The sequence below is a fragment of the Erwinia sp. JH02 genome (assembly GCF_013074405.1).
Lineage (GTDB): Bacteria > Pseudomonadota > Gammaproteobacteria > Enterobacterales > Enterobacteriaceae > Erwinia > Erwinia rhapontici.
This window is the reverse complement of the sequence record NZ_JABANZ010000001.1, coordinates 765934-792445: the sequence shown is the minus strand read 5'-3', so window position 1 is coordinate 792445 and position 26512 is coordinate 765934. Positions and strand designations below refer to the sequence as shown.

The following is a 26512-nucleotide window of genomic DNA, read 5'->3' as shown; positions in this document are numbered from 1 at the left end:
AACCAATGAAATTCAGTGAACTCTGGTTACGTGAATGGGTCAACCCGGCCATTGACAGTGCAGCCCTGTCCGATCAAATCACCATGGCCGGCCTTGAAGTGGACGGTGTCGATGCGGTTGCCGGTGCTTTCCATGGCGTGGTAGTAGGTGAAGTCGTTGAGTGCGGTCAGCATCCTAACGCCGACAAACTGCGCGTGACCAAAATCAATGTGGGCGGCGAACGCCTGCTGGATATCGTCTGCGGTGCACCCAACTGCCGCCAGGGGCTGAAAGTGGCCGTGGCAACCGTGGGTGCGGTACTGCCGGGCGATTTCAAAATCAAAGCCGCAAAACTGCGCGGTGAGCCGTCAGAAGGCATGCTGTGCTCTTTCTCCGAGCTGGGTATTTCCGACGACCACAACGGCATCATTGAACTGCCGCTGGATGCGACTATCGGCACAGATATCCGCGATTATCTCAAGCTGGATGACAACACCATTGAGATCAGCGTGACGCCTAACCGTGCCGACTGCCTGGGCATTATCGGCGTGGCGCGCGATGTGGCCGTGCTTAACAAGCTGCCACTGACGGCGCCGGAGATGGCCCCCGTCGCCGCGACCGTGCAGGATACTTTCCCGATCCGTGTGGAGGCGAGCGAAGCCTGTCCGCGTTACCTTGGCCGCGTAGTGAAAGGCATCAATGTGAAAGCTGCTACGCCGCTGTGGATGAAGGAAAAACTGCGCCGCTGTGGAATTCGCTCAATCGATCCGGTTGTCGACATCACCAACTATGTTTTACTGGAGTTGGGCCAGCCGATGCACGCCTTCGACCTCGATCGCCTTGAGGGCGGTATCGTGGTGCGTATGGCAGAAGAGGGTGAAACCCTGGTTCTGCTGGATGGTAACGAAGCTAAATTGAGCAGCGATACGCTGGTGATTGCGGATCAGAAGAAAGCGCTGGCAATGGGCGGTATTTTTGGTGGCGAACATTCCGGTGTGAATGAAGAAACCCAGAACGTGCTGTTTGAATGTGCCTTCTTCAGCCCGCTGTCGATCACGGGTCGTGCACGCCGTCATGGTCTGCATACGGATGCTTCGCATCGCTACGAGCGCGGTGTTGACCCGGCATTACAGCACACGGCGATTGAGCGTGCGACCCGCCTGCTGTTGGATATCTGCGGTGGTGAAGCAGGCCCGGTCATCGATGTGACCCACGAAGCAACCTTGCCTGTGCGTGCCACCATTACGCTACGTCGTGAAAAACTGGACCGTCTGATTGGCCATGTGATTGCCGATGCTGAGGTGGGCGATATTCTGCGCCGTCTGGGCTGCACGGTGACAGAAGGCCAGGGTGAGTGGCAGGCAGTGGCACCAAGCTGGCGTTTTGACATCGCCATCGAAGAAGACCTGGTAGAGGAAGTCGCCCGTGTTTACGGCTACGACAATATTCCTGACGTGCCTGTACAGGCCGGTCTGGTGATGACGAAGCATCGTGAAGCGAATCTTTCGCTGAAGCGTGTTAAAGCGTTACTGGTGGACAAAGGCTATCAGGAAGCGATTACCTACAGCTTCGTTGACCCGAAAATTCAGGCGTTACTGCACCCGGGCGAAGAAAATCTGGTGCTGCCAAGCCCCATCTCCGTTGAGATGTCAGCAATGCGTCTGTCGCTGTGGAGTGGCCTGCTGGGTGCGGTGGTGTATAACCAGAACCGTCAACAGTCTCGCGTGCGTCTTTTCGAGAGCGGGTTGCGCTTTGTGCCTGATACACAGGCAAACCTCGGTATCCGTCAGGACGTTATGCTGGCTGGCGTGATCAGTGGTCATCGCAACGAAGAGCACTGGGATCTGGCGCGTAACCCGGTAGACTTCTATGATTTAAAAGGTGATTTAGAGTCCCTGCTGGAATTGACCGGCAAACTCGATGAGATTCAGTTTGTGGCTGCCACTAACCCGGCGCTTCATCCGGGGCAGAGCGCCGCGATTTATTTACGTGGCGAACACATCGGATTTATTGGTGTGGTGCATCCGGAACTTGAACGTAAACTGGATCTTAACGGCCGTACCGTGGTGTTTGAACTGTTGTGGGATAAGGTCGCAGACCGCGTCCTGCCTGATGCCAGCGGCATTTCGCGCTTCCCGGCGAACCGTCGTGACATCGCTGTCGTTGTCGCTGAAAACGTGCCAGCAGCAGATATTATCACCGAGTGTAAGAAAGTTGGCGTAAATCAGGTAGTTGGCGTAAACTTGTTTGACGTGTACCGTGGTAAGGGCGTAAATGATGGTTTTAAGAGCCTCGCTATCAGCCTGATTTTGCAAGATACCAGCCGGACACTCGAAGAAGAGGAGATTGCCGCTACCGTTGCAAAATGCGTAGAGGCACTGAAAGAGCGATTCCAAGCATCCTTGAGGGATTGAACCTATGGCGCTTACAAAAGCTGAAATGTCTGAATACCTGTTTGAGAAGCTTGGTCTTAGCAAACGGGATGCCAAAGAGCTGGTTGAACTGTTTTTCGAAGAAGTGCGTCGTGCTTTGGAGAATGGTGAGCAGGTCAAACTGTCTGGATTTGGCAATTTCGACCTTCGCGACAAAAATCAACGTCCGGGACGTAACCCCAAAACGGGTGAAGATATTCCCATTACGGCTCGCCGGGTTGTGACGTTTCGACCTGGTCAGAAACTGAAAAGCCGGGTTGAGAACGCTTCACCGAAAGAAGACTGATTTCTGCTATTCAAAAGGCCGCGCAAGCGGCCTTTTTCATCATGAGAGCAGACCGAAAGGCGGCGATCACCCTAAGCCGAGACCACCAAAGCAAAACCAGCATCATTAATCCACTCAGAGCCAGCGTTGCTGGCTCTTTCTTTTTGCCGATTTCCCTCTACAATTAACCCTCTGTTTTCTTTTAAAAAACGTCGGTTATGACTCTGCTTTCCCAACAGATATCCGCTGCTCACCGTCGTTCCGGCTTCTGGCTGTGCGGGCTGGGGATATTTTGTCTGTCGCTGCTGCTGCTGAGTCTGTGCGCGGGTGAGCGCTGGATCTCGCCTGCCGAATGGTCAACCTCCGACGCACAACTCTTTGTCTGGCAACTCCGCCTACCGCGTTCGCTGGCGGTGATGCTGGTCGGTGCCTCGCTGGCGGTCGCAGGTGCGGCAATGCAGGCACTGTTCAGTAATCCACTGGCCGAACCTGGCCTGCTGGGCGTATCCGGCGGCGCAGGCGTAGGGCTGGTGATGTGCATCCTCTCCGGTGTCGGTAGTCCCTGGTTGATGAGTCTCAGCGCCATTCTTGGGGCGCTACTGGTCACCGTGATTCTGCTGCGTTTTGCCCGTCAGCATCTCTCCAGTAGCCGTCTGCTGCTGGCCGGGGTCGCGCTGGGGATTATTTGCAGCGCGCTGATGACCTGGGCGGTCTATTTTAGCAGCAGCATGGATTTACGTCAGTTAATGTACTGGATGATGGGGGGCTTTAGCGGCATTGACTGGCGCTATGGCTGGCTGATGCTGGCATTGATCCCCGTGCTATTGTGGTTGAGCAGTCGGGTTCGTGTGCTTAACCTGCTGGCGCTGGGTGAGATCTCTGCGCAGCAGCTGGGTCTGCCACTGGTGCTGTGGCGTAATCTGCTGGTACTGGCGGTTGGCTGGCTGGTGGGTGTCAGCGTTGCTCTGGCAGGGGCTATCGGCTTCATCGGCCTGGTGATACCGCATATCCTGCGGCTGAACGGACTGAGCGATCATCGTATTCTTTTGCCGTGCTGTGCGCTGGCTGGCGCAGGTGTATTGCTGGCTGCTGACATTATTGCCCGCGTGGCGTTGACCTCCGCTGAACTGCCGATCGGGGTGGTGACGGCGACATTGGGCGCACCGGTGTTTATCTGGCTATTATTGAGCAACCGCTGACAGTCTGAAGGCTGTCGTGTTCTTACGTTAAAACAGGAAAAGACGATGAGTATTTTCGAAACAGAACTGGTCACGCTGGATGGTGATAAGACGACATTAGCGCAATGGCAGGGCGATGTTCTATTGGTGGTTAACGTGGCTTCTAAATGTGGGCTCACCCCACAGTATGAGGAGCTGGAGACGCTGCAAAAAGAGTTACATGAACAGGGGCTGACAGTACTGGGCTTCCCATGTAATGCATTCCTTGAGCAGGAGCCAGGCACAGACGCTGAGATTAAAACCTTTTGCAGCACCACCTACGGCGTAACGTTCCCGATGTTCAGCAAAATTGAGGTAAACGGCCCGCAGCGCCATCCGTTGTACGCCCAGCTGGTGGCCGCACAGCCTGAAGCCACTGCGCCGGAGGGGAGTGGTTTCCTCGAGCGTATGACCAGCAAAGGGCGTGCGCCGAAGGTGCCGGGAGACGTTTTATGGAACTTTGAAAAGTTCCTGGTGGGCCGTGACGGTAAGGTGTTACAACGCTTCTCGCCGGATACGGCACCGAATGATCCGCAACTGATCGCCCGCATCCACCAGGCGCTGGCGTAACCGATGCTGCTGGAATTAACAGGTGTCGCGCTAACCGGGCGCCTGTTTCCGTTCAGTGCGCAGGTAAAGGCCGGGCAGGTTATTCATCTGGTCGGTCCCAATGGTGCAGGAAAAAGCTCGCTGCTGATGGCGATAGCCGGGCTGCTGTCGGCTCGCGGTAACGTGCTGTTTGCCGGACGTGCGCTGGCTGACTGGCACGGCATGGCGTTGGCCCGCCAGCGCGCTTATCTCGCCCAGCAGCAGTCTCCTCTGGGGCAGATGCCCGTCTGGCATTATCTGCTAATGCATACGCAGCAGCAGGGAGACGTGCATCATGCAATGCTACTCACGCTGGCCCAGGCCTTACAGCTGAGTGATAAGTTGTCCCGGCCTCTTACGCAACTTTCTGGCGGCGAGTGGCAACGTGTGCGACTGGCGGCGGTACTCTTGCAGGTCAGTCACCCGGATGGCAAGTTGCTGCTGTTAGATGAGCCCCTGACGGGGCTGGATATTGCCCAGCAGGCCGCGTTTGACCGCTTGATCCCGGCGCTAACGCAGCAGGGGGTCAGTGTGATCATGAGCAGCCATGATATGAATCACTCCCTGCGATATGCGGATTGTGTCTGGCTGATGCGGCCAGGGCAGTGTGCATTACAGGGTAATCCGCAGGACGTGTTGACTCCGGAACATCTCAGCGCGCTTTATCAGGTCTCATTCCGGATGCTGGATATAGAAGGGCAGGCGATGCTGACAACGCTCAGTTGAGCAGGGTGTCGCTGTTGCCTGTTTCGGGTATTACCGTTAGATTACAGACTGTTGCTATTGAGAGGCATTGTTATGCGTTACTGGCTTCTGCTTATTGTTGTTGTTCTGGCGGGTTGTAGCAGTCGTGCCCCGGCACCTGACGGGCGTCTCTCCGATTCCATTACCGTTATTGCCCAGCTTAATGACCAGCTCGGTCAGTGGCGCGGTGCGCCTTATCGCTATGGAGGGATGAGCCGCAGTGGCGTCGACTGCTCTGGTTTTGTTTATCTGACCTTCCGCGATCGCTTTAATTTGCAGTTACCACGCACCACCTCCGCGCAGACCGATATCGGTACCCGCATTGATAAGGCCCAGCTTTTACCGGGCGACCTGGTGTTCTTCAAAACTGGCAGCGGAGAAAATGGCCTGCATGTCGGCATTTACGACACTGATAATCAGTTTATCCATGCGTCGACCAGTCAGGGCGTCACCCGTTCTTCACTGGATAATGTTTACTGGCGAAAAGTATTCTGGCAGGCGCGGCGTATTTAATCGCCAGATTAAGACGTGGCCTGCTGTTTTAATTAGCGTTTAATTTATGTCCGCATAAATAGGGTTTGCGGAATTTAAAATACCACTTCAACTCAAATTTACCTTAAGTCAATTTTTCTCTGGTGCCGAAATACGCATTCGTAAAGATAGCGTTACCGGAAACAACGACGTTTATTTTTACGCATCAGGAAAGTGATATCAGTAAGCATCGTTTATGTCAGTTTTGTGTTAGCTTAAGGATATGGATTACAAGCAAAAGCACACTGCAATTGAATTTCCGCAGGGTGACAGTCTGTTGACACTGTTGCTTGTCCTATTTTGTTGATATAGGATGCGGTGAGTGCCGCTTAATAATGGCGATTAAGATGAACATCTTTTTGGAAGCTGATTATAAAACTTACACAGCATTCTGCCCGGTTTACAGCCCAGGCGGGCTGTTGACGTCTGTTGAGATGTTAACCCACTTTACTCATGCCAGTGCCAATGTGGCCATGCCTCAGGAGATTCTTACGCCGCTATTAAATGACCGGCAGCGTGTCCTGTTGTTGCAGGAACAAATTAACGTTATTGAAAAACATTACGATTTTTTTAGCGACAATGACCTGAAAGTAGCGATTAATATTGATAAACCGCTGGCTGAGACCATCCTCGAGAGTGAGTTTATTCTGAAAAAAATGTGTCAGCTGGATTGCCTGGAACTGGAAGTCAGCGAAAGCTTTCCTGATTTAACGTTGGGGCGAAATAATAATTTTCTGAAAGCGCTGAGTGAAAAATTTAACTTAAGTCTGAATAATTACGGTGCCGGTAAAGCGACCTCAAAAGCTGTTTTTGACGATTTGTTTTATCGTATTAAGCTGGATAAAGGATTTATTCAACACAATATTAAACGCTTATCTTTTCACCCGTTTATCAACGCTATCCTTGATCACGTCAAACCCCACTGTCAGGAGATTGTTGTGCAGGGCGTGGATGATATCACCGGGTTACAGACTGTTCGTGACTATGCCTTCGATGGTATTCAGAGCGCGCTATTCCCGCCGGTCGGTGAAGAGGCGTTAATTCATCTGACGGAACCCCCTTATCAGCTGCGGGAACGCATACTGCAATAACCCTGAAAACTCTCCGTGTTTTCCAGCACCGTGGCGCTTTACACTAGCAGTATTATCGGGAATGTTCCCGGTGGCACTGATGGAGGCGCCATGCAATTCAATAATACCTGGTATCAGGAGCTGAGTGGTTTTTACACGGCTCTTGAACCGACGCCGTTAAAAAATCCTCGTCTGCTCTACCACAGTGCGCCACTGGCGCAGGAACTGGGTCTGGATAGCCGCCTGTTTGACGCAGAAAATGTCGACCTGTGGAGTGGTGAAACACTGATGGACGGCATGCAGCCTCTGGCGCAGGTTTATAGCGGTCACCAGTTTGGCGTCTGGGCGGGGCAGTTGGGTGACGGGCGCGGTCTGCTGCTGGGCGAACAGCAACTGCCTGACGGGCGCAAGTTCGACTGGCATCTGAAAGGGGCAGGGTTAACGCCCTATTCACGCATGGGGGATGGCCGCGCGGTGCTGCGCTCCACACTGCGAGAGTTTCTCGCTTCTGAGGCAATGCATGCCCTCGGGATCCCCACATCGCGTGCGTTGACGGTGGTCACCAGCGATGAACCGGTCTACCGCGAAAGCGCCGAACCGGGTGCGATGCTGCTGCGCGTGGCCGAGAGCCACCTGCGTTTTGGCCATTTTGAGCATTTCTACTATCAGGGGCAGCAGGAACAGGTCACCCGACTGGCGGATTATGCGATCCTTCATCACTGGCCGCAGTGGCAGCAGGAGCCGGATAAGTACCTGCTGTGGTTTAGCGATGTGGTGAAGCGCACGGCACGCCTGATTGCAGGCTGGCAGAGCGTGGGGTTTGCTCACGGTGTGATGAACACCGACAACATGTCGATCCTCGGGCTGACACTGGATTATGGTCCTTACGGTTTCCTCGATGACTATCAGCCTGGGTTTATCTGCAACCATTCTGATCATCAGGGGCGTTACAGTTTCGAGAATCAGCCGATGATCGGACTGTGGAACCTGAATCGCCTGGCGCACGCGCTGTCAGGGTTGATGAGCACTGAACAGCTGAAACAGGCCCTGGCGCTGTATGAAACCGAGCTGATGCGTTGCTGGGGCGAAAAAATGCGTGCCAAACTGGGGCTGATGACGGCCGGTAAAGACGACAACAATATTCTGACCGGACTGCTATCACTGATGACGAAGGAGAACAGTGATTACACACGGACTTTCCGTCAACTGAGTGCAGTGGAACAGCAACAGTCGCGTTCACCGCTGCGGGATGAGTTTATTGACCGTGAGGCGTTTGATAGCTGGTACAACGTGTATCGTCAGCGTCTGTTGCAGGATGAGCAGAGTGATGAACAGCGCCAGCAAGCCATGAAACAGGCTAACCCGGCGCTGGTGCTGCGTAATTATCTGGCACAACAGGCAATTGAGCAGGCAGAACAGGATGATGTCAGCGTGCTGGCGCGTCTTCATCATGCACTGCTGCAGCCGTTTGATGATGCGCCAGAGTTTGCTGACCTGGCGCGTCGTCCGCCTGACTGGGGTAAGAAGCTGGAAGTGAGCTGCTCCAGCTAGCGGCGCAGCGCCACCTGAGGCACACCCTCGATAAGATGAGGGTGGACCATCACATCGGCGTGATACCAGTGCGTCAATGTGGCCTCATCCAGTACCTGTGCCGGGCTGCCCTCCGCCACCAGTTTCCCCCCGGCCAGTAGCATCACACGATCGGACCACAAAGAAGCGAGGTTGAGATCGTGCAGAACACAACAAACACTCAGGGGATACTGTTTCGTCAGTTGTGATAGCAATCGCAACAGATGCTGCTGGTGGTAGAGATCCAGCGCCGACGTCGGTTCATCGAGGAACAACCAACCCTGTGGGCCATCCGGACGCCACAGCTGTGCCAGCGCGCGGGCAAGCTGCACCCGCTGCTGTTCACCGCCGGAAAGTTGCAAATAGTCGCGTTCTGCCAGTCCGTCACAGCCCGTCAGGGCCATCACTTCCTTCACCACCTGCTGAGCAGATCCAGGCCAGGGCGCGCGGCCCATCGCCACCACATCCACCACACTGAGCGGAAATGCCATGCTGCTTTGCTGGCGCATCACTGCGCGCTGCTGCGAAAGCCGTGCAGCAGACCACTCGGCCAGCGGCTGGTTATTCAATACACAGCTGCCCCGCTGCGGTGTGAGAAACCCGGTGAGCAGCCTCAGCAACGTGGATTTACCCGCGCCGTTCGGGCCAATCAGGGACACCAGCTCGCCGGGGCGCAGGGTCAGTGAAATATCGTCAATCAGCCAGCGTGTATCCAGCTGATAGCTCAACCCACTGGCAATCAGGGCATCAGCCATTGAGACCTCCACGACGACGCAGGATCAGCCACAGGAACCAGGGGCCGCCAATCAGGCTGGTCAGCAGCCCGACCGGCATCTCTGCCGGGGCCACGACTGTGCGTGCCAGGGTATCGGCCAGCAGCAACAGGATGGCACCGCTTAACAGTGAAGAGGGCAGCAGCCAGCGGTGATCGCCACCGAGGCAGAAGCGCATCAGATGCGGTACCACCAGACCAATAAAACCGATCACGCCACTGACCGCGACAGCAGACGCCACCAGAAACGCACTCAGCACCAGTAAATAGCGCTGGGTACGTGGCACATCAACGCCCAGATAATGCGCCTCTTCTTCGCCGAGTTGCAGCAGGTTGAGACGCGTAGCCAGGCGTTGTACCAGAACCATGCAGGGCAGCACCACGGAGGCGCAAACCAGCACAACAGGCCACTGGGCCTGGCCGAGACTGCCCATCGCCCATAATGACAGCTGGCGCAGCTGCTGATCGTTACTTATCCATGACAACACGCCAATCGCTGCACTGCACAGTGCGTTAATAGCGATGCCCACCAGCAGCAGGCGGCTGAGTCCCGTCTGGCCTTGCCGACTGAGCAGGAAAATCACCAACGTTACTGCCAGACTTCCGATAAAGGCGGCCAGCAGAGGCTGATACAGTTTCAGTACACCGGGCAGCGAAAATGAAAGCACGATGGAGATGGCCACTGCCAGCGCGGCACCGCAGCTGATCCCGAGCAGACCCGGGTCCGCCAGCGGATTGCGGAACAACCCCTGCATCACGCAGCCGGAGAGGGCCAGCGCACCGCCCACCATCACCGCCAGCAATACGCGGGGCAGACGAATAGTGAACCAGATTTGCCACAGGCGGCTGTCTGTACCTGCATCCCACAGCATCGGCAGCGACAAATGCATCGCACCGATGTTGGCGGCGCTGACACCCAGTACCAGCAATAACAGCATTAAAGCAGCAAGCCAGCTGCGAGATCGCGCTGACCTCACTTCAGCGTTTCTGCGATCTGACGAAGTTTCAGGATCGCGGCTGGCGTATCAATGCCAAAGCCCAGCAGCGCCATGTCATCCACCACCAGCAGCTGATGATTTTTCCCCGCCGGAGTCAATGCGAGACCGGGCAGTTTCCACAGATTATCTTCGCCGCCCAGTGTACGGATGCCGTCCCGGGTGGCCACAATCAGCTGGGGTGCACTGGCGATCACACCTTCCTGGGATAGCGGTTGATAACGCTGAATGCCGGACATGGCATTTTGCAGACCGGCTGCACGGATGGCGGCATCGGCGGAGGTATCGCGTCCGGCCCCCATCGCTCCCATGCCCTGATGTGCCAGAATAAACAGCACGTTGACCGGCAGTGGATTTGTCGGCACGCTGGCCAGCTGCTTGCGGACTTTTTCCTGTAACGCCTTGCCAGCTTCCTCACGGTGCAGGGTAGTGGCAATGGTCTGGATCTTTTCATTGATGGCTGAAATGTCTGTCTTCCCGGTCACATCCACCACTTTCACGCCATTTTGCTCAACCTGTTGCAGCGCCAGCGCCGGTTTTGCCAGCTCACTGGCGATGACCAGCGTCGGCTTGAGGGCCAGAATCCCCTCCGCGTTTAACTGGCGCATATAGCCTACGTCAGGCAGTTTTTTGACCACTTCAGGGTGCAGGCTGGTGCTGTCACGCGCCACCAGTTCCTGCTGCGCATCCAGCGCATAGATGATTTGGGTGACATCGCCACCGATACTGACGATGCGCTCAGCGGCAGCGGCGTGGAAGGCCAGCGACAGAGCAATCAGAGCGAACAAGCGTGATTTCATACGGTTGCACCTTCCGTGCTGAGTGCGGCTAACTGCTCACGCCACTGCGTTTGTTCTGGCTGGCCTTCGCTGCGTTGACCGTACAGTTGGGCAATCTGCGTGCCGTCGGCAGCAAACAGTTCCAGGCTGGTGACAATGCCGTCAGCGGTGGGCTTACGTGTGATCCAGCTCTCCGCAATCAGCTGATCCTGCAAATGCAGGGTGAAAGCCGGGTTGAAGATGTTCAGCCAGCCGTGCATGGGCATCAGCTTTTCAATCTGACCCGTAAAGATCTGCACACAGGCGCGGTTACCGACGAAAATCATAATTTCGTTGCCATCCTGACGCACTGTTTCCAGCAGCGTGGCCAGTGACTGATTGCTGACCTGCTGCGCCAGATCGTCGCTGACGGCGTGGAAGGCCTGCTGGCGTGAGGCGTTATGCTTTTTCAGCAGACGGAAGAACTGATGCACATCGGTCATCGCCCGCCATTCCGTTTCCAACGTGGCACCGTCGATCTCGTCGGCAAAGGCGGCAGGCGTAGCCGGGCTCACACTGAGTGAGGTGACGGGTTCTGCACGGTAGTCTGCGATCAGCTGCTGCCAGGCTTCAGAGTGAGTGTTCTCAGTGGCATAAACTTTCAGTACCGCATCACCGTGCTGATCGAAGAACTGAATGCTCTGACGTTCGCCGTGACCGGTCATCTCCTGCAGGTGAAAAACACTGGCCCACTGATTAACAAACACCCGCAGATCCAGTGCTCGTGGATTCAGCACGATGCCGGCATGTTCATTGATATGAATATTGCTGAAAACGCCCAAATGCTCGTGTACGGCGTATTCGTTGCGGGTAATACATTTGGTTTCACCCACGGCTTCCAGCGCGTGCAACAGTTCTCGCATCGCAGGGCGTAACGGTTGTGCCTGATGGCCGACACGCGCTGCGGTCAGTTCCGCTTCACTGATCCCCATCAACGCGGCCAGATCGCGCGCATATTTCTTAGGATGCTGTTCTTTTAATTCGCTGTATTGTTGATAGTGCGCAGTCATTGCTGTTGTCCTCACGGAGCCGCCAATAGGGAAGGGTATTCATTATCAGAATGATAATCATTATCAATGAAAGAAGGCCGCGTGCAAGCAGAAATTAACCTTCAGGTAACAGTTTGCATAAAGAAGGGCATATACCCGTCATACTTCAAGCTGCTTCAGCGTTGGATTCCTTCCATTGCCGCCTTGAAGCCGCTCGAATTATTTAGGGTATAAAAGAAAGCAGGCCCGTTACGGGCCAGCCAAAGGTGTCAGAAGCGGCTATCGACGGCATCCGCCAGCTGTGCTAAGACGCTGGCTGTATCGTCCCATCCGAGGCAGGGGTCGGTAATTGACTGGCCATAAACCAGCGGGGTTTCTGCTGTCACTTTCTGCGTGCCTTCCTGCAGGAAGCTTTCGATCATCACACCCGCAATGGCGCGCGAGCCGTCGCGGATCTGCTGCGCTACGCTGGTGGACACCTCTTTCTGTAGGCGATGCTGCTTCAGGCAGTTCCCATGGCTGAAGTCGATCACCAGGTGCTCCGGCAGGTGGAATTCCCGCAGGTGTGCGACCGCAGCGGCAATATCCGCCGGGTGGAAGTTTGGTGCTTTGCCGCCGCGCATAATGATATGCCCGGAAGGGTTGCCGCTGGTCTGATAGATGGTCATTTGGCCGCGTTTATCCGGCGACAGGAACATATGGCTGACGCGGGCAGCACGAATAGCATCCACGGCGATGCGCGTATTGCCATCGGTGCCGTTTTTGAAACCCACCGGGCAGGAGAGTGCCGAAGCCATTTCGCGGTGGATCTGGCTCTCCGTGGTGCGCGCACCGATGGCACCCCAACTGATCAGGTCGGCAATAAACTGTCCGATCACCATATCCAGAAATTCAGTCGCCGTCGGCATTCCCAGCGTGTTGATATCCAGCAGCAGTTTACGTGCCACTGCCAGCCCATGATTGATGCGGAAACTGCCATCGAGATCCGGGTCAGAAATTAATCCCTTCCAGCCGACCACCGTGCGCGGTTTTTCAAAATAGGCGCGCATCACGATCTCCAGGCGGGATTGGTATTTATCACGCAGCACGTTCAGACGTTCCGCGTATTCCAGGGCGGCAACCGGGTCATGCAGCGAGCAGGGACCGACCACGACCAGCAGGCGTGGATCTTCACCGGAGAGAATACGGGCGATGCGTTTACGTGACGCTGTCACGTTTTCGATAATGGCAGACGTGATCGGCAGCTGCGCCTGCAGTTCAGCAGGCGTCACTAAGCTGTCGATGCGCGCGGTCCGCAGTTCATCTGTTTTGTTCATGGGGATCTCTAAAATTTTGTCTTCACAACGGCAGGAATACCGGGAAGTAATGGCGTTCACCTTAAACCAAACCGCGATGATTTCAACCGTAAAACAGCAGGGGAATTGCATTTCCGGCTCGCTGCGAGCAAGCCGGAAACGCAAAAATCAGTACATACGGCGCGTAAGACCCATGATATCGAGGATTTTGGTGGCGATCTCTTCCACCGAATAATTCGTACTGTTGAGGTAGCGAATCTGATGGGTACGGAACAGCGCTTCAACTTCGCCCACTTCCAGCCTGCACTGGCGCATTGACGCATAACGGGTGTTTTCTGCCCGCTCCTGGCGGATGGCGGCCAGGCGTTCCGGGTCAATGGTTAACCCGAACAATTTATTCTGGAAGGGTTTCAATGCCGGGGGCAGTTTCAGGTTATCCATATCATCCGCGATAAACGGATAGTTAGCCGCGCGAATGCCGAACTGCATGGCGAGATAAAGGCTGGTAGGGGTTTTACCACAGCGCGAAACGCCCAGCAGGATCACCTGCGCGTCTTCGAGACCGCGCAGTGAGATACCATCGTCATGGGCCAGCGTGTAATCAATCGCGGCAATACGCGCATCATATTTACCGAGGTTGTTGGCGGTCAGACCGTGCGTACGGTTCGCCACAGGCGCAGGGTCAACGCCTAACTCTTGCTGGAGCGGGGCGACCAGCGACTGGACAATGTCCTGGCAGAAGCCATCGCTTTGCAAAATGATCTCGCGGATCTCCGGGGAGATCACCGAAATGAACACCAGCGGACGCACACCGCTTTGCTGGTACAGCGCATTTATCTGCGCTTTCACCGCTTGAGCGCGCTGCACGTTTTCCACAAAGGGCAGGGTGACACTCTGCGTTGCCACCGGGAACTGTGACAGGACCGCATGACCTAATACTTCAGCCGTGATGGCGGTGCCATCTGAAATATAAAAAACACTACGTTCGGCGTTCACGTCCATTTTATCTCCGCTGGCGGGTATGCAGTGCAGACTAAATTAATCTGCCCTGTTAAAGCAAATCGTGATTCAGTCTACAAAACAAAATAAAAAAACCATTAACTAATGATTTGAACTTTTTATTTTTATAAAATCAGAGAAATCGCACTTTTATCATAAAATGAAATGATGTTTCTGTTCACTATTCATCTTTATCGCCCTTTCAATTAAAAACATTCTAATATGGAATCCTTTTTTGTTGCGCAAGTGGCGATGCGATTTTATTTTGTGATTATTTTCAATTTACTGATTTGTAAGATAAATTATTATTTTATTTGTTGCGCAACGCTGTTTTATTACGCGGAGAAATCTTAAAAATAAAAAAATCATCTGCTTGAACGATTCAACACTTTATCAATCCGGCTTAACTGTGCGAGTCTCAAGAAGCATTACTGTACTCCTCATATTTTTAATTAAATCTTACAAGGATTGCTTCAATGTCCAATAAAGGCCAATTGCCGCTAGTGCTCTGGTATAACCAGCTTGGCATGAACGATGTGGATCGGGTGGGAGGCAAAAATGCCTCTCTGGGTGAAATGATTACTAACTTGTCATCGTTGGGTGTATCAGTGCCGAACGGATTTGCGACAACCTCGGAAGCGTTCAACCTGTTCCTCGACCAAAGCGGCGTCAATCAGCGTATCTATGATCTGCTGGATAAGACCGATATTGATGATGTTGATGAGCTGGCGAAGGCGGGTAAACAGATCCGTCAGTGGGTGGTAGAAACGCCGTTTACGCCAGAGCTGGAACAGGCGATACACGAGGCGTACAACCAGTTGTCAGCCGATGATGCTGATGCATCGTTTGCGGTGCGTTCTTCCGCCACCGCAGAGGATATGCCGGATGCCTCCTTTGCCGGGCAGCAGGAAACCTTCCTCAATGTGCAGGGCTATGATGCGGTGCTCATTGCCGTTAAGCATGTCTATGCCTCTCTGTTTAACGATCGTGCGATCTCGTACCGTGTGCATCAGGGATACGATCACCGTGGTGTGGCACTCTCCGCCGGGGTGCAGCGCATGGTGCGTTCTGATCTCGCCTCTGCCGGCGTGATGTTTACTATTGATACCGAGTCGGGCTTCGATCAGGTGGTATTTATTACTTCTGCGCTGGGCCTGGGTGAGATGGTGGTGCAGGGTGCGGTTAACCCGGATGAGTTTTACGTGCATAAACCGACGCTGGCCGCAGGTCGCCCGTCCATTGTGCGCCGTAATATGGGTTCGAAGAAAATCCGCATGGTCTACGCAGATTCGCAGGAGCATGGCGAGCAGGTCAGGATCGAGGACGTGCCAGAAGCAGAGCGTGACCGTTTCTCCCTGACGGATAAAGAAGTGGAAGCACTGGCGGCGCAGGCCGTGCAGATTGAGAAACACTACCAGCGTCCGATGGACATTGAGTGGGCGAAGGATGGCCATACCGGCAAACTGTTTATCGTACAGGCTCGTCCGGAAACCGTCCGTTCTAACGGTTCAGTGATGGAGCGTTACACACTTCAGGGCAACGGTAAGGTGGTGGTTGAAGGCCGCGCCATCGGTCACCGTATCGGTGCCGGTGAAGTGAAAGTCATTCACGACATCAGTGAAATGAACCGCATTGAAAAAGGTGACGTACTGGTGACCGACATGACCGACCCTGACTGGGAACCGATCATGAAAAAGGCGTCTGCCATTGTCACCAATCGCGGTGGGCGTACCTGTCATGCGGCGATCATTGCCCGTGAATTGGGGATCCCGGCGGTTGTCGGGTGCGGTAATGCCACCGATATCCTGAAAGACGGTCATAAAGTGACGGTGTCATGTGCGGAAGGCGACACCGGCTATGTCTATGATGAACTGCTCGACTTCGAGGTCAAAAGTTCGCAGGTTGATGAAATGCCATCGCTGCCGCTGAAAATCATGATGAACGTGGGTAATCCCGATCGTGCATTTGATTTTGCCTGCCTGCCGAATGAAGGGGTGGGACTCGCGCGCCTGGAGTTTATTATCAACCGAATGATCGGTGTACATCCTAAGGCACTGCTGGAGTTTGACCAGCAGACGCCGGAGTTGCAGAAGCAGATCTGCACCATGATGAAAGGGTTTGACGACCCGATTGAGTTTTATATTGGCCGCCTGACCGAAGGGATTGCCACTCTGGGGGCGGCATTTGCGCCGAAACGCGTGATTGTGCGTCTTTCAGACTTCAAGACTAACGAATATGCCAATCTGGTCGGTGGCGAACGTTATGAACCTGAAGAAGAGAACCCAATGCTCGGCTTCCGTGGCGCCGGTCGCTATGTGGCGGATAGCTTCCGTGACTGCTTTGCACTGGAGTGTGCGGCGGTCAAACGTGTACGCAACGATATGGGGCTGACCAACGTAGAGATCATGGTGCCGTTTGTGCGCACCGTAGCCCAGGCGAAAGCCGTGGTGGAGGAACTGGAACGCCAGGGACTGAAGCGCGGTGAGAACGGGCTTAAGATCATCATGATGTGTGAGATCCCGTCCAATGCGCTGCTGGCTGACGAGTTCCTGCAATACTTTGACGGCTTCTCGATTGGCTCAAATGATATGACCCAACTGGCGCTGGGGCTGGACCGCGACTCCGGTGTGGTATCCGAGCTGTTTGACGAGCGTAATGATGCCGTAAAAGCGCTGTTGTCGATGGCAATCCGCGCCGCGAAGAAGCAGGGGAAATATGTCGGTATCTGCGGGCAGGGACCTTCAGACCACGAAGACTTTGCCGCCTGGCTGATGGAAGAGGGCATTGACAGTTTGTCACTGAACCCGGATACCGTGGTTCAGACGTGGCTGAGCCTGGCTGAGTTGAAGAAGTAAACGCGGGTGGTTGCGGGTCGGGCATGCCCGACCCCTACGATTAACCAGATATCCTTAGAGGCGTGGCATACCGCGTCCGGGATCGATGCAAGGGATAACCGCGCTGCGGTTATCCTTTTTTTATGCCGAATTTCAGACAAAAAAAAGCCCATCACAGGGGATGGGCAAAGACTACACACAGCAATTCTTTACTCAGGGAAATAACATTGTTCAGAAACCAGTGGGGTGATTTCAAACTTGATATCCATACTATGCAACCGCGTTTATGGCGTCTTTAAGAATCATCTTATTAGTTTAAAACTCATAATATTTCCCGGTGCAGGTGGCGGTTTTTAACGCAAATTGATGTGCAAAATATCAGCAATTTGGTGATGCAAGGGCTGGAAAGCGTGAAAAGTGGGATTTAGTGATAAATTCCATTAATGAAAATCAGGATTTATGATGCGGAAATATTCCATGCGCTAATGTTTGCAGTCAGCGAACTGACTGCAAACGAAGGGGCGATTATGCTTTTGGCTGGTGCGCTTCTGCTTCAATTTCGGCGAGTTCTTCAACCACTGCCAGCGGGTCTTCTTCCGGTGCCGGTGACTCATGTACCCAGACAGAAACCAGGCGGTAAGAGACGGCCAACACGACCGGGCCAATGAACAGACCAATCATACCAAAGGCAATCAGGCCACCAATCACGCCTGACAGAATCAGGATCATCGGTAAGTCAGCACCCATACGAATCAGCATGGGCCGCAGCACGTTGTCCAGAGTACCCACCACACAGCTCCAGACCAGCAGGACTGTGCCCCAGGTGGTGTCTCCGCTCCAGTAAAGCCAGATGATAGCGGGTACCAGCACAATCAACGGACCGAGCTGAACCAGGCAAGAGAGAATCATCAGTACCGTCAGTATGGTGGCATAAGGAATACCGGAGATTGCCAGTCCAATTCCTCCCAGAACACCCTGAACTAACGCGGTGACGACAACGCCGAGGGCGACCGCTCGAATAGCCTGACCAGCCAACAAGACGGCAGCATCCCCACGACGAGACGCCAGACGGAAGGCGAAATGACGGATACCGTGCCCCACCTGCTCACCGCGCCAGAACAGCAGCACGGCAAAGAGCAACATCAGACCGAGATGCATCATAAAGCGGCCAAAGTGGCCCGCCTGAGCAAAGAAGAACCCGGTAGTGCGGCCAATATAAGGCTGTACCTGCGTAATCAATGCTGACCCGCCGCCGGCTAGCAGATTGTGATAAGCCGAATAGAGCTTTCTACCAACGAGAGGAATGCTGCGCAGCCAATGCAGATCCGGCATTTGCAGATGGCCCGAACTGAGCCACGAAAGCAGCGGAGGGACGTTTTCAATCAGGCTGTTAACCAGTACGGCAACAGGAATAATAAAAACCAGAATCAACAACAGCGTCATGACCAGCACCGCCAGCCCGCGGCGACCCCACAGCAAACCCTGAATTTTGATCATTAATGGCCAGGTGGCAATCACCACCATGCTGGCCCAGGCAAACCCCAGAATAAACGGCTGAACCACCCAAAAACACGCGACAATCGTCAGGCTGATAAACAGCAGTGAAAACACGATTTGCGGTAAGTCCCAACCTTTTTGCGCGTTCTTCATCGATTAACAATGACCTCAAGTAAAATGCGATTTGTCTCTTAAAATCAGCGCAGGCGCATCGGTTACGCTAACCCTGACGTTTAAATCATGATGTATGAAACGATTTAGCGACAGAAACAACAGGTTAAACCATCGGTCACTCCGGAAAATCAATGGTTTATAAATAAATCAGAGGTTTAGCAGGCCTGTAAAAGGCAATATAGGGCAATAATCCTAAGTTCAGGCGACACTTTTGCGACATTTCAAAGGATTCAATCTCATAGCTTCCTCTAAATGGTTGGGGGCAAAGTGCGCGTATCGCATGGTCATTTTTATGTCAGAGTGACCAAGTATTTTTTGTAGCACTAAAATATTACCGCCATTCATCATAAAATGACTACTGAATGTATGCCTCAGAACGTGAGTAAGCTGTCCTTTGGGTAGTTCGATACCCGTCCGCTCTAATGCGGAGCTGAAAGCCCGGTAGCAAGGGGAGAACAGTGGACCGCTTTTTTTTGGAACCAGCGCAGCGATATCCTTGCTGATTGGGACAGTCCTGTTGCGCTTACCCTTTGTTTTTATAAAAGTGATTTTTCCGAGGTTGACTTGGGTGCTTTTCAACTTTTCAGCTTCACTCCAGCGTGCCCCGGTAGCCAGGCAGATTTTTACTATCAGTATCAGATCCTTCACCGCACTGTTAGCGCATTCATCTAAAAGTAAATCGATCTGATCTGATGTTAGATACGCCATTTCATCTTCGCTCGTTCGGAATTTTCTAACGTTTTCGAGCGGATTAGGGCCGGACCATTCTCCCAGCCTTTTGAGTTCGTTGAAAACAGCTTGGAAATGAGTGTGCTCAAGATTTACTGTGCGGGGTGTTACTTTGGCTATTCGCTGTGTACGGGGGAGTTGGCCGTCTAACCTTTTTGCTCTATATGCCGTAAAAAGTTGCGGAGTAAACTCTGTAGCCAGAGGCGATCCCATGCATTCAGCCGCCCACAGCATTGCCGCTTTGCGTCTCTCACCATCACTCAGTGTGATGCCGTGCCGCTCAAACCAGATATTCACCAGGTCTGACAGGTATCGTGCGTCTTTGCTCTTACCCAGCCAGGGCGAATCGGCATGCTGTTGAAGTGTATAATTTTCAAAGGCCAGTGCTTCTCCTTTGGTGGAGAATTTTTTTCTAATGCGCTTACCGTCTTTGCCGTTGCTGCGATCAACGGTATAGAAATCGGCAATCCATTGCCCATCCGGTAGTTTCCGTACAGACATATATTAACCGTTTAAAATACGTTGTTTTTGCTGTTGGAATTCTTCATCGGTTAAAATCCCATCTTCTTTCATCTCTGCCAGGCGTTCTAGTTTTGACATGATATCGTCAAAAGGTTGAGGTGTGGTTGCTGTTTGCTGGGGAGTTTGAGTGGGGGATGGATGATTTAGACCGTTTCTTGTTTCATTCACTAAATTAGTGAAAGGTATCACGGAAGCCTTCATGACGTTTTTGATTGTATAACTTTGACCGCTTGTCGAAATCATAATTTCGCCCAGCAGTAGCCCCGTTTTACCACCCACACTAACAATGTCTTTCAGATTCACATCAATCTGTTTAACACCATAAAACATCCCTTTGTCTAAAAACACAACGCGGTGATTAGTAAGCGTAATTAGCCACGTGTTGTTATCCATCAGACCGCTTGCGATGGCCAGGGGTTGTTCACCTGTATTTAAAATTTCAGGAAGGTGGAAAAATTCCTTTTTTGTGCCGAATGGCGTATCAGTGACCACGGCGGCCAGACGTTTCATTTCCTGCTTTAATTCTTCTTTAGTTGCTGTTTTGTAGTTCAACATGCTATTTCCTTTTGCACTAATTACGGCAGGTCATTACTACTCTGCCAATTACGTTAACGTCATCTAAATTACAATCAAATGCCATCCCGGACCCACTCACTCGCACCTTTTTGATCGGTACTCTGGTAAGTGTGCGGATGCTGGTTTTACCTTCCAGTTCGATCAGCCAGTCTCCGTCGAAAACCTCAGTGTAATTTCTCTCAATGACGGACTGAACAGAGCCATCAATGATGCACACTGGATTTTCAGGGATAGGAACGCCGGGAAGAAACATGGCTTTATCAAACATAAGAAAGCCAGAATCGTAAAGGTGCCCATCAATTAATTTTTGACGTGGAAACTTTAAGATATCAATTTCATCACTTTCGAATTTTTTACCAGACCCTGTCGCCAGCCATTCTAAGTTCACTCCGGTTTCAGCTACGCACTTCAGCATGATATCTGCGGGTAACCCGCCACGCTTGTACCTTGCTGACATCGAGCTGGAGGCTATGCCTAAGTGTTCCGCGAGCTGAAGTTTTTGAGTGAACCCATAGGCCTCCAGAACTCTATCGAGTACAGGAGCGCTGTCTGTTTCTGGATCTAGTCTAAATCTTGCCATGATGATTTTAGGGTTAGATAAAAGCTACATTGTATTGACATGTAGATTTAATCTAACTAACCTTACTCCAAGTTGTAGATATTGCCTTAAATTGCCCTGTATTACCGTACAGGCTAACCAATGGAGTTTGCCCTATGCGCCCTAACATTACAATTGTCATCCCTGAGCCATACCTGCCTTTAGATGAGTATTGTCGCCGTACTGGAACCAATAAAGAAACGGCTAAGAACTTGATTGAATACGGAAAACTTCCAATAAAGCCTAAAGGGGCGCAAAAAAAAGGCCTCATTGAAGTCAACATGGCTGCGCTGACCATACAGGCACTTAGCGAATGCAACATTTCGTTGATGGCTTGATGCACTCTATTAGTTAGGGAAATGCGAATCATGTTTGATTATACCGAATCCAAACATTCTCACTTTGATGCAGCCTGCCGAGCGTTTGCGCTGGCCAACAACGTAGAGGCAGTTGCGCGCGCCGTTGGCATGACACCGCAGGTATTGCGTAACAAGCTGAACCCGGACCAGCCGCACAAGCTGACCGTGGATGACCTGCTGGCTATCGTCGTTTATTCCGACGATGCTCGCCTGATTGATGGTGTGCTGGCGCAGCTTCATTGCCTGCCGTCTGTACCCGTTAATGAAATGGTGACCAGCAGTGTTCCTGTCTATGCGCTCAACGCCACGGCGGATGTGGGCGCGATTGCTGGCCAGGCTGTATCAGTAGAACCGATGACCCAGGCGCGTAGAAACGCCATCTTAGACCGGGCAAGCAATGCGATCCGCAATCTGTCCCTAATCATGCTTACCGTTGAATCCCGGTTCCAGTCCACGCCGATCATGGCCGCTGCTGTCGATATAGTCAGCGCCATGCCCGGAATAGTGTGAGGTATCCAATGAAAACCTTCGTCAATTTTCTAAAACGTCAGTCTCCATCCATGCAGTTGCCCCATTTTGGACACGGCTGGATTGAGTTGCCGAACGGCAGACTATGGCAACCGGCACCGGGCACAAAACCGTTTAAACAGGCTGTGCGCCGTTCCGCTCTTTCCCGGTTACTGCGGTTAGGAGGTAAGCGTGGCTGATAACAAAAAGTGGCTTGAGCGTATTCGGCAGCAGCTCAACTGTAGCCAATCAAAAGCCGCTGATTACTGGGATTCCCTACGGCCGGAGATGCGCGGGCTTGTACTTCACGCAGCTTCGTTATCCGGTTCACAGAATTTCAGCCATCACCTTTCCGGCTGTAACTGGCGCGAACTCTATGACCGTGTTGATTCGCGTGGGATGGTCCAGCTTCGCACCGGTATTCAAATGGCACGCGATGTGTTCGAAGGGTTTGGCAGTCTGTCCCGTTCCAGCTTTACCCGCAGCACAGCACTGCGGCCAGATAGCAAGGCGTCTACTGTCTGCGAAGGTCAGGAAATGGTTGTAGCGCCACATATCATCATGCCGTTGATTGCGGCTGAACAACGCAGTAATACAGCAGGAGAGCAGCAATGAAAATTATCACAGTACAGAAAGAAGGCTTGATCGTGGAGATGGGTAACTGGGGGGTTACTCACCAGTACGCTGACTTCTTCATTTCTAAATGCGCCGACGATGGCCATACAGTTTCACTTCGCCCGTTTGCTTTCAATGACACGACACATCTGAATGCATCAGGGCAATGGCTGCGTTGCAGTGCGGCTTATTGGGTCATGGCTTATCGCGAAGCTGGCCAGAAGATTGAGCAGGTGGAGGCGATCAGCGCCATTCGCGCTTTGTATTACGTGGCCGGGATGATGGGGCAAGGCGCTGTCACAGCGGCCATCCGTATGTGGTGGGATCATGCCTACGCGCTGCATCGCCTGCCAACGTTCAACCGTTCGCAAGGTTCAGTTAATCATCAGTCTGATTCTTCGTTCCTTCGTCACCCTTTTACTACTCACTAACCAAAACCGCAGAAATCTAACGGCCCCGTAATTGTGGCCGGGGATTCCTGCGCTCTTAACCGGAGAAACCCCATGAAAATGACCCGCCAGGACATCAAAAAAAACAGCGTCACAGCTGCCGAATTGGTTCAGGAACTTTGCACTAACGCGCACGCAGAAGGGCGTAAGGATATGGCAACAAAGCTGTCCGGCCGCCTTGATCTGCTGGCTACCCAGGTCAGCAATGGTGAGCTGTCGGCCGTTGAGATAGTTGAGCTAATGCGGGAGGAGTCGGTCACGTGGGTGAATCATTGGCACTGATCCGCGCTGCCGCTTTGTTGCTCATTTTGATCATCTTAATGGGCCTGGCTTTTTGGATGCCTCAGCTTTTTGAAGTTACGAAAGCCGAACGCTACGAATTACGTGATTACGACTGAGGGTAGGGAATATGGCACAACGTACACCACTGAAATGGCCCGGCAGCAAATGCCGTGCAATGTCTGAACTGAAGAAACATCTACCCGCTGGTAAGCGTCTTGTTGAGCCGTTCGCGGGTTCCTGCGCGGTCATGATGAATACTGACTATGACGAGTATCTGATCGCAGATATAAACCCGGACTTAATCAATTTTTACCAGCAGCTGCTTGTTGCTACCAACGATGTGATCTTTTCGGCAGAGGCCCTTTTCAAAACGGCCAACAGCGAGGAAGAGTATTACCGTTTCAGGCACGTTCTTAACTACCAGAGTCCGACACCATCGCAGAAAGCTGCAATATTCCTCTATCTGAATCGGCACTGCTTCAATGGCATGGTGCGATATAACCAGGCTGGCCAGTTCAACGTCCCATACGGCAAATACAAGGCTCCGTATTTCCCGGAGACTGAGATCCGTGCGTTTGCTGAAAAGGCTAAGCGTACCACTTTCATTTGTGCTGATTTCAGCGAAACGCTGGAAATGGTGCGGTCTGGTGATGTGATTTACTGCGATCCGCCGTACAACCCGCTTGAGGGAAAAGAGAGCTTTACGGGTTACCACACTGGCGGTTTCGGAACCAATCAGCAGCAGGCGCTGGCTAATAAGCTGCACTCACTGGCAGTGCAGGGATATCCTGTTATCGCGTCGAATAGTGATAGCGTGCTGACTCATGGCCAGTATGGCTATGGTCGCTTTGATCTGCATAAGATTACGGTTGCCCGGTCAGTTGGTGCGAGTGCCGGTAGTCGAATTGCTGCCCCGGAAATCATCGCAACCCGGTTTCCTGCCGTTCAGTTGTCAGTCCAGCAATGAGTCTTGCCGCTGTAGATTTTTCCCCTGAGAACTATCACGCCGTTAATCAGCAACGGCGTGAGTTCTTCGCGCCTGGCGCACCGAGTGACATATCCCTGACAGAGCTGAAGCTGTGGCACGCTGATGCAGTAGATCACAACTGGCGCAGTCAGTATCTAAAAGACATGCCCGACTTCCTCGCCGGGTATTTTGGCCACCGTTATGAAAAGTTGCTGGCGTCCGGTAAGAGTGGGCGCCGTCGTGCTAATACGTTTTTACGAAATACCATCGGGAAGAGCGTATTACCACGGTTAAAGAACGTTACCCACCAGTGGCAGAAAGACTATAGCCACGGAATGCCATCCCCTTTCAACGACAATCTGGACAACCTGCCAACGTATGGCCGGGACCAGATCCGCGATCTCTCTTACAACGTGGCCAACTATCTGGTTGAGACATTTAACGCCTGGTCGGAAGATACTGCCCCGAAACAGACACCCGACAAGCACGAAAGCCGCCAGCGTACTGCTGAAGCTTATGTGTATCTGGCGCGTGAAGCGCTCAAATGCGGCACCACGCCACCTTTCTGGGAGTCCGTCAAAAAAACCGGGCGTATTAAGCGGCGGAATGCTGAAAGTGCATTGTTGCGCATGATGTCGCCCGAATGGTGGCGTGTGCGTCTCAAGCGGCGCCGTGACCTGCAACGTGAGCATATGGCTATCGCAGTGGGGCAGGTTCAGCGCACGGCCACCGCCTATGTATCACGCAGCACGCTGGGCGAGTGGGTGGAGCAAAAGAAGCGCAACCGCGAGTTCTTCAAGCGATTTGATCTTATCAATGATGATGGTGACCGTATCGCGCTGGCCGCGATGGTTGACCGTAGCAACGCTAACCCGGCAATCAGGAGATGTGAACTAATGGCCAGAATGAGGGGTTTTGAAGATATCGCTAACGATATGGGCTGTGCGGGTGTGTTCTACACCATCACCGCGCCATCCCGTTATCACTCAGTACACAACAAGGGAGGTTTCGTTTCCCAATGGAACGGCAGCAGCCCGCGTGAAACGCAAAAGTACCTGTGCAAGGTATGGTCAAAAATACGTGCAGCGCTGTCGCGTGAAGAAATTCACCTGTTTGGCTTCCGAGTTGTCGAGCCGCATCACGATGGGACGCCGCACTGGCACATGCTGTTTTTCATGCTGCCGGAGCATAAAGAACGTGCAACTGAAATCATGGCGAAATATGCCCGCGAAGAAGATGCAGACGAGTTAAACACAGCGCAGGCTTTAAAGGCGCGTTTTCATGCGGAAGATATCGATCCGGCCAAGGGCAGCGCCACGGGCTATATCGCTAAATACATCTCAAAGAATATCGACGGTTACGCCCTGGGTGATGAGGCAGACGGAGAAACAGGCGGCAAGGCTAAAGAAATGGCTAAGGCGGTTTCTGCGTGGTCTTCGCGCTGGCGTATCCGTCAGTTCCAGCAGATTGGCGGCGCTCCCGTTACCGTCTGGCGTGAGCTGCGCCGGATGCGTGGGCAGACGCTGGACGATCCGAAGATGGACGCTGTGCTGGCGGCGGCTGACGTAGCAGTAGACTGGGCTGCGTACACCCAAGCGCAGGGTGGCCCGTTAGTTGCGCGTGATGCTCTTGTTATCCGCCTGGCTTATGAAATCACCGAGTGCGGCAACGAATATGGAGAAGACGTCCAGCGCGTACAGGGCATCTATAGTCCGCACGTATCTGGATCTGAGGTTCCCACGCGCCTGGTCAAGTGGGAAAAGGTAGCGAAGTTGTCCGAAGCGTCAGCGGAGGATGCAGTTTCAGGCCGCAACGCGGCCCCTTGGAGTTCTGTCAATAACTGTACGGGCGCGGAGCGCAGACGGTTAGAGCTGGAGTTGAAAAGTCGTGGTTTTGAGGGAAGTGGGGCTGAAATATCGATCCTGCTCAGCGGTAGCGGGCTGAATTTTGCCGGGGCGGGTAAGGTTAAGTTCAGAAATGGCCGGGTGATTGAGGATGACGATGGTTTGTCGGGCGAAATGTGGCCCGGCTGGAGCTAAATCAATATGTTACTGAGCCATGTCGCGTCATTTTTTAGGTAATTAATCTTAAAAAATGTTTCATATTTCGATATGAATATTATACTGTACGCATATCCAGT

The 26512-nt window shown here is 53.0% G+C and carries 28 protein-coding genes and 1 other RNA gene; 18 read left to right on the top strand and 11 right to left on the bottom strand.

Features of this window, described 5'->3' with window-relative positions; translation table 11 throughout:
* Positions 1-5 precede the first annotated feature (5 nt).
* The 8 genes from pheT to HHI26_RS03670 all read left to right on the top strand — a co-directional run bounded on the left by pheT (position 6) and on the right by HHI26_RS03670 (position 8377).
* Entirely contained in the window at positions 6-2393 is a 2388-nt protein-coding gene (pheT, locus tag HHI26_RS03705) for a phenylalanine--tRNA ligase subunit beta (protein WP_171148624.1), read from the top strand.
* A 4-nt stretch (positions 2394-2397) separates the two neighbouring features.
* Positions 2398-2697 carry an integration host factor subunit alpha gene (gene ihfA / locus HHI26_RS03700; protein WP_017802142.1) on the top strand — a complete coding sequence of 100 codons (300 nt, stop codon included), beginning with the start codon at positions 2398-2400 and terminating at the stop codon, positions 2695-2697.
* A gap of 197 nt (positions 2698-2894) precedes the next feature.
* Positions 2895-3875, top strand: coding sequence for a vitamin B12 ABC transporter permease BtuC (btuC, locus tag HHI26_RS03695; protein WP_133845307.1), 981 nt, complete (start codon positions 2895-2897; stop codon positions 3873-3875).
* A gap of 45 nt (positions 3876-3920) precedes the next feature.
* Positions 3921-4463 carry a glutathione peroxidase gene (locus tag HHI26_RS03690; RefSeq protein WP_133845306.1) on the top strand — a complete coding sequence of 181 codons (543 nt, stop codon included), beginning with the start codon at positions 3921-3923 and terminating at the stop codon, positions 4461-4463.
* Between the two features lie 3 nt (positions 4464-4466).
* Entirely contained in the window at positions 4467-5207 is a 741-nt protein-coding gene (gene btuD / locus HHI26_RS03685) for a vitamin B12 ABC transporter ATP-binding protein BtuD (RefSeq protein WP_171148623.1), read from the top strand.
* A gap of 72 nt (positions 5208-5279) precedes the next feature.
* Positions 5280-5738, top strand: coding sequence for an NlpC/P60 family protein (locus tag HHI26_RS03680; RefSeq protein ID WP_133845302.1), 459 nt, complete (start codon positions 5280-5282; stop codon positions 5736-5738).
* A 365-nt stretch (positions 5739-6103) separates the two neighbouring features.
* Positions 6104-6847, top strand: coding sequence for an EAL domain-containing protein (locus HHI26_RS03675; protein WP_133845301.1), 744 nt, complete (start codon positions 6104-6106; stop codon positions 6845-6847).
* Positions 6848-6937: 90 nt separating this feature from the next.
* Positions 6938-8377 (top strand): protein adenylyltransferase SelO, encoded by a 1440-nt coding sequence (locus HHI26_RS03670; RefSeq protein ID WP_171148622.1) that lies wholly within the window; start codon positions 6938-6940, stop codon positions 8375-8377.
* On the opposite strand, the gene HHI26_RS03665 is transcribed toward HHI26_RS03670, so the two are convergent.
* The 6 genes from HHI26_RS03665 to HHI26_RS03640 all read right to left on the bottom strand — a co-directional run bounded on the left by HHI26_RS03665 (position 8374) and on the right by HHI26_RS03640 (position 14266).
* On the bottom strand, positions 8374-9150 hold the full coding sequence (locus tag HHI26_RS03665; RefSeq protein WP_133845299.1) for a heme ABC transporter ATP-binding protein: 777 nt from the start codon (positions 9148-9150) through the stop codon (positions 8374-8376). The two genes, HHI26_RS03670 and HHI26_RS03665, sit on opposite strands and share 4 nt — an antisense overlap.
* Positions 9143-10144: an iron ABC transporter permease gene (locus tag HHI26_RS03660; RefSeq protein ID WP_133845298.1), complete on the bottom strand. Its 1002-nt coding sequence runs from the start codon at positions 10142-10144 to the stop codon at positions 9143-9145. The genes HHI26_RS03665 and HHI26_RS03660 overlap by 8 nt, the downstream gene beginning before the upstream one ends.
* Positions 10141-10962 carry a hemin ABC transporter substrate-binding protein gene (locus HHI26_RS03655; protein ID WP_133845297.1) on the bottom strand — a complete coding sequence of 274 codons (822 nt, stop codon included), beginning with the start codon at positions 10960-10962 and terminating at the stop codon, positions 10141-10143. The genes HHI26_RS03660 and HHI26_RS03655 overlap by 4 nt, the downstream gene beginning before the upstream one ends.
* Entirely contained in the window at positions 10959-11990 is a 1032-nt protein-coding gene (locus HHI26_RS03650; RefSeq protein WP_133845296.1) for a ChuX/HutX family heme-like substrate-binding protein, read from the bottom strand. Before HHI26_RS03650 ends, HHI26_RS03655 begins: the two co-directional genes overlap by 4 nt.
* Before the next feature lie 248 nt (positions 11991-12238).
* A complete protein-coding gene (locus HHI26_RS03645) occupies positions 12239-13285 on the bottom strand; it encodes a 3-deoxy-7-phosphoheptulonate synthase (protein WP_133845295.1) in 1047 nt (348 codons plus the stop codon).
* A 147-nt stretch (positions 13286-13432) separates the two neighbouring features.
* Positions 13433-14266, bottom strand: coding sequence for a pyruvate, water dikinase regulatory protein (locus HHI26_RS03640; RefSeq protein ID WP_133845293.1), 834 nt, complete (start codon positions 14264-14266; stop codon positions 13433-13435).
* A gap of 473 nt (positions 14267-14739) precedes the next feature.
* Here HHI26_RS03640 and ppsA point away from each other — a divergent pair, with 473 nt between their 5' ends.
* Positions 14740-17118 carry a phosphoenolpyruvate synthase gene (gene ppsA, locus HHI26_RS03635; RefSeq protein ID WP_171148621.1) on the top strand — a complete coding sequence of 793 codons (2379 nt, stop codon included), beginning with the start codon at positions 14740-14742 and terminating at the stop codon, positions 17116-17118.
* A gap of 136 nt (positions 17119-17254) precedes the next feature.
* Here ppsA and rprA read toward each other — a convergent pair.
* The 5 genes from rprA to HHI26_RS03610 all read right to left on the bottom strand — a co-directional run bounded on the left by rprA (position 17255) and on the right by HHI26_RS03610 (position 21175).
* An RNA gene (gene rprA, locus HHI26_RS03630) (antisense sRNA RprA) lies at positions 17255-17358 on the bottom strand.
* A gap of 264 nt (positions 17359-17622) precedes the next feature.
* The gene (gene ydiK / locus HHI26_RS03625; RefSeq protein WP_133845288.1) at positions 17623-18747 is read right to left on the bottom strand and encodes an AI-2E family transporter YdiK; all 1125 of its coding nucleotides are present in this window, start codon (positions 18745-18747) and stop codon (positions 17623-17625) included.
* Positions 18748-18966: 219 nt separating this feature from the next.
* Positions 18967-19998, bottom strand: a complete 1032-nt coding sequence (locus HHI26_RS03620) for a tyrosine-type recombinase/integrase (protein WP_171148620.1) — start codon at positions 19996-19998, stop codon at positions 18967-18969.
* A gap of 3 nt (positions 19999-20001) precedes the next feature.
* On the bottom strand, positions 20002-20574 hold the full coding sequence (locus tag HHI26_RS03615) for a PH domain-containing protein (RefSeq protein ID WP_171148619.1): 573 nt from the start codon (positions 20572-20574) through the stop codon (positions 20002-20004).
* A gap of 16 nt (positions 20575-20590) precedes the next feature.
* The gene (locus tag HHI26_RS03610) at positions 20591-21175 is read right to left on the bottom strand and encodes a phage repressor protein CI (RefSeq protein WP_171148618.1); all 585 of its coding nucleotides are present in this window, start codon (positions 21173-21175) and stop codon (positions 20591-20593) included.
* Between the two features lie 134 nt (positions 21176-21309).
* Here HHI26_RS03610 and HHI26_RS03605 point away from each other — a divergent pair, with 134 nt between their 5' ends.
* From HHI26_RS03605 to HHI26_RS03565, 9 genes are all read left to right on the top strand, one after another.
* Complete coding sequence (locus tag HHI26_RS03605; RefSeq protein WP_171148617.1) at positions 21310-21531, top strand: regulator; 222 nt, start codon at positions 21310-21312, stop codon at positions 21529-21531.
* Positions 21532-21561: 30 nt separating this feature from the next.
* Positions 21562-22062 (top strand): phage regulatory CII family protein, encoded by a 501-nt coding sequence (locus HHI26_RS03600; RefSeq protein WP_171148690.1) that lies wholly within the window; start codon positions 21562-21564, stop codon positions 22060-22062.
* A gap of 8 nt (positions 22063-22070) precedes the next feature.
* Positions 22071-22259 carry a phage filamentation protein Fil family protein gene (locus tag HHI26_RS03595; RefSeq protein ID WP_171148616.1) on the top strand — a complete coding sequence of 63 codons (189 nt, stop codon included), beginning with the start codon at positions 22071-22073 and terminating at the stop codon, positions 22257-22259.
* Positions 22252-22674 carry a hypothetical protein gene (locus HHI26_RS03590; RefSeq protein ID WP_171148615.1) on the top strand — a complete coding sequence of 141 codons (423 nt, stop codon included), beginning with the start codon at positions 22252-22254 and terminating at the stop codon, positions 22672-22674. Before HHI26_RS03595 ends, HHI26_RS03590 begins: the two co-directional genes overlap by 8 nt.
* Positions 22671-23105: a hypothetical protein gene (locus HHI26_RS03585; protein WP_171148614.1), complete on the top strand. Its 435-nt coding sequence runs from the start codon at positions 22671-22673 to the stop codon at positions 23103-23105. Before HHI26_RS03590 ends, HHI26_RS03585 begins: the two co-directional genes overlap by 4 nt.
* A 72-nt stretch (positions 23106-23177) precedes the next feature.
* Positions 23178-23405: a DUF2732 family protein gene (locus tag HHI26_RS03580; RefSeq protein WP_171148613.1), complete on the top strand. Its 228-nt coding sequence runs from the start codon at positions 23178-23180 to the stop codon at positions 23403-23405.
* Positions 23384-23521 carry a hypothetical protein gene (locus HHI26_RS03575; RefSeq protein WP_171148612.1) on the top strand — a complete coding sequence of 46 codons (138 nt, stop codon included), beginning with the start codon at positions 23384-23386 and terminating at the stop codon, positions 23519-23521. Before HHI26_RS03580 ends, HHI26_RS03575 begins: the two co-directional genes overlap by 22 nt.
* A gap of 11 nt (positions 23522-23532) precedes the next feature.
* Positions 23533-24372: a DNA adenine methylase gene (locus HHI26_RS03570; protein ID WP_171148611.1), complete on the top strand. Its 840-nt coding sequence runs from the start codon at positions 23533-23535 to the stop codon at positions 24370-24372.
* Positions 24369-26411, top strand: a complete 2043-nt coding sequence (locus HHI26_RS03565; protein ID WP_171148610.1) for a replication endonuclease — start codon at positions 24369-24371, stop codon at positions 26409-26411. The genes HHI26_RS03570 and HHI26_RS03565 overlap by 4 nt, the downstream gene beginning before the upstream one ends.
* Positions 26412-26512: the final 101 nt, after the last annotated feature.

What these genes read in the sequence shown, in the direction of transcription:
- HHI26_RS03565 (WP_171148610.1), top strand. Translation starts at nt 24,369, where the DNA reads ATGAGTCTTGCCGCTGTAGATTTTTCCCCTGAGAACTATCACGCCGTT.
- ihfA (WP_017802142.1), top strand. Translation starts at nt 2,398, where the DNA reads ATGGCGCTTACAAAAGCTGAAATGTCTGAATACCTGTTTGAGAAGCTT.
- HHI26_RS03690 (WP_133845306.1), top strand. Translation starts at nt 3,921, where the DNA reads ATGAGTATTTTCGAAACAGAACTGGTCACGCTGGATGGTGATAAGACG.
- HHI26_RS03675 (WP_133845301.1), top strand. Translation starts at nt 6,104, where the DNA reads ATGAACATCTTTTTGGAAGCTGATTATAAAACTTACACAGCATTCTGC.
- HHI26_RS03615 (WP_171148619.1), bottom strand. Translation starts at nt 20,574, where the DNA reads ATGTTGAACTACAAAACAGCAACTAAAGAAGAATTAAAGCAGGAAATG.
- HHI26_RS03665 (WP_133845299.1), bottom strand. Translation starts at nt 9,150, where the DNA reads ATGGCTGATGCCCTGATTGCCAGTGGGTTGAGCTATCAGCTGGATACA.
- HHI26_RS03680 (WP_133845302.1), top strand. Translation starts at nt 5,280, where the DNA reads ATGCGTTACTGGCTTCTGCTTATTGTTGTTGTTCTGGCGGGTTGTAGC.
- btuD (WP_171148623.1), top strand. Translation starts at nt 4,467, where the DNA reads ATGCTGCTGGAATTAACAGGTGTCGCGCTAACCGGGCGCCTGTTTCCG.
- HHI26_RS03595 (WP_171148616.1), top strand. Translation starts at nt 22,071, where the DNA reads ATGAAAACCTTCGTCAATTTTCTAAAACGTCAGTCTCCATCCATGCAG.
- HHI26_RS03570 (WP_171148611.1), top strand. Translation starts at nt 23,533, where the DNA reads ATGGCACAACGTACACCACTGAAATGGCCCGGCAGCAAATGCCGTGCA.
- HHI26_RS03640 (WP_133845293.1), bottom strand. Translation starts at nt 14,266, where the DNA reads ATGGACGTGAACGCCGAACGTAGTGTTTTTTATATTTCAGATGGCACC.
- HHI26_RS03600 (WP_171148690.1), top strand. Translation starts at nt 21,562, where the DNA reads ATGTTTGATTATACCGAATCCAAACATTCTCACTTTGATGCAGCCTGC.
- ydiK (WP_133845288.1), bottom strand. Translation starts at nt 18,747, where the DNA reads ATGAAGAACGCGCAAAAAGGTTGGGACTTACCGCAAATCGTGTTTTCA.
- btuC (WP_133845307.1), top strand. Translation starts at nt 2,895, where the DNA reads ATGACTCTGCTTTCCCAACAGATATCCGCTGCTCACCGTCGTTCCGGC.
- pheT (WP_171148624.1), top strand. Translation starts at nt 6, where the DNA reads ATGAAATTCAGTGAACTCTGGTTACGTGAATGGGTCAACCCGGCCATT.
- HHI26_RS03585 (WP_171148614.1), top strand. Translation starts at nt 22,671, where the DNA reads ATGAAAATTATCACAGTACAGAAAGAAGGCTTGATCGTGGAGATGGGT.
- HHI26_RS03610 (WP_171148618.1), bottom strand. Translation starts at nt 21,175, where the DNA reads ATGGCAAGATTTAGACTAGATCCAGAAACAGACAGCGCTCCTGTACTC.
- HHI26_RS03670 (WP_171148622.1), top strand. Translation starts at nt 6,938, where the DNA reads ATGCAATTCAATAATACCTGGTATCAGGAGCTGAGTGGTTTTTACACG.
- HHI26_RS03650 (WP_133845296.1), bottom strand. Translation starts at nt 11,990, where the DNA reads ATGACTGCGCACTATCAACAATACAGCGAATTAAAAGAACAGCATCCT.
- HHI26_RS03655 (WP_133845297.1), bottom strand. Translation starts at nt 10,962, where the DNA reads ATGAAATCACGCTTGTTCGCTCTGATTGCTCTGTCGCTGGCCTTCCAC.
- HHI26_RS03620 (WP_171148620.1), bottom strand. Translation starts at nt 19,998, where the DNA reads ATGTCTGTACGGAAACTACCGGATGGGCAATGGATTGCCGATTTCTAT.
- ppsA (WP_171148621.1), top strand. Translation starts at nt 14,740, where the DNA reads ATGTCCAATAAAGGCCAATTGCCGCTAGTGCTCTGGTATAACCAGCTT.
- HHI26_RS03580 (WP_171148613.1), top strand. Translation starts at nt 23,178, where the DNA reads ATGAAAATGACCCGCCAGGACATCAAAAAAAACAGCGTCACAGCTGCC.
- HHI26_RS03605 (WP_171148617.1), top strand. Translation starts at nt 21,310, where the DNA reads ATGCGCCCTAACATTACAATTGTCATCCCTGAGCCATACCTGCCTTTA.
- HHI26_RS03645 (WP_133845295.1), bottom strand. Translation starts at nt 13,285, where the DNA reads ATGAACAAAACAGATGAACTGCGGACCGCGCGCATCGACAGCTTAGTG.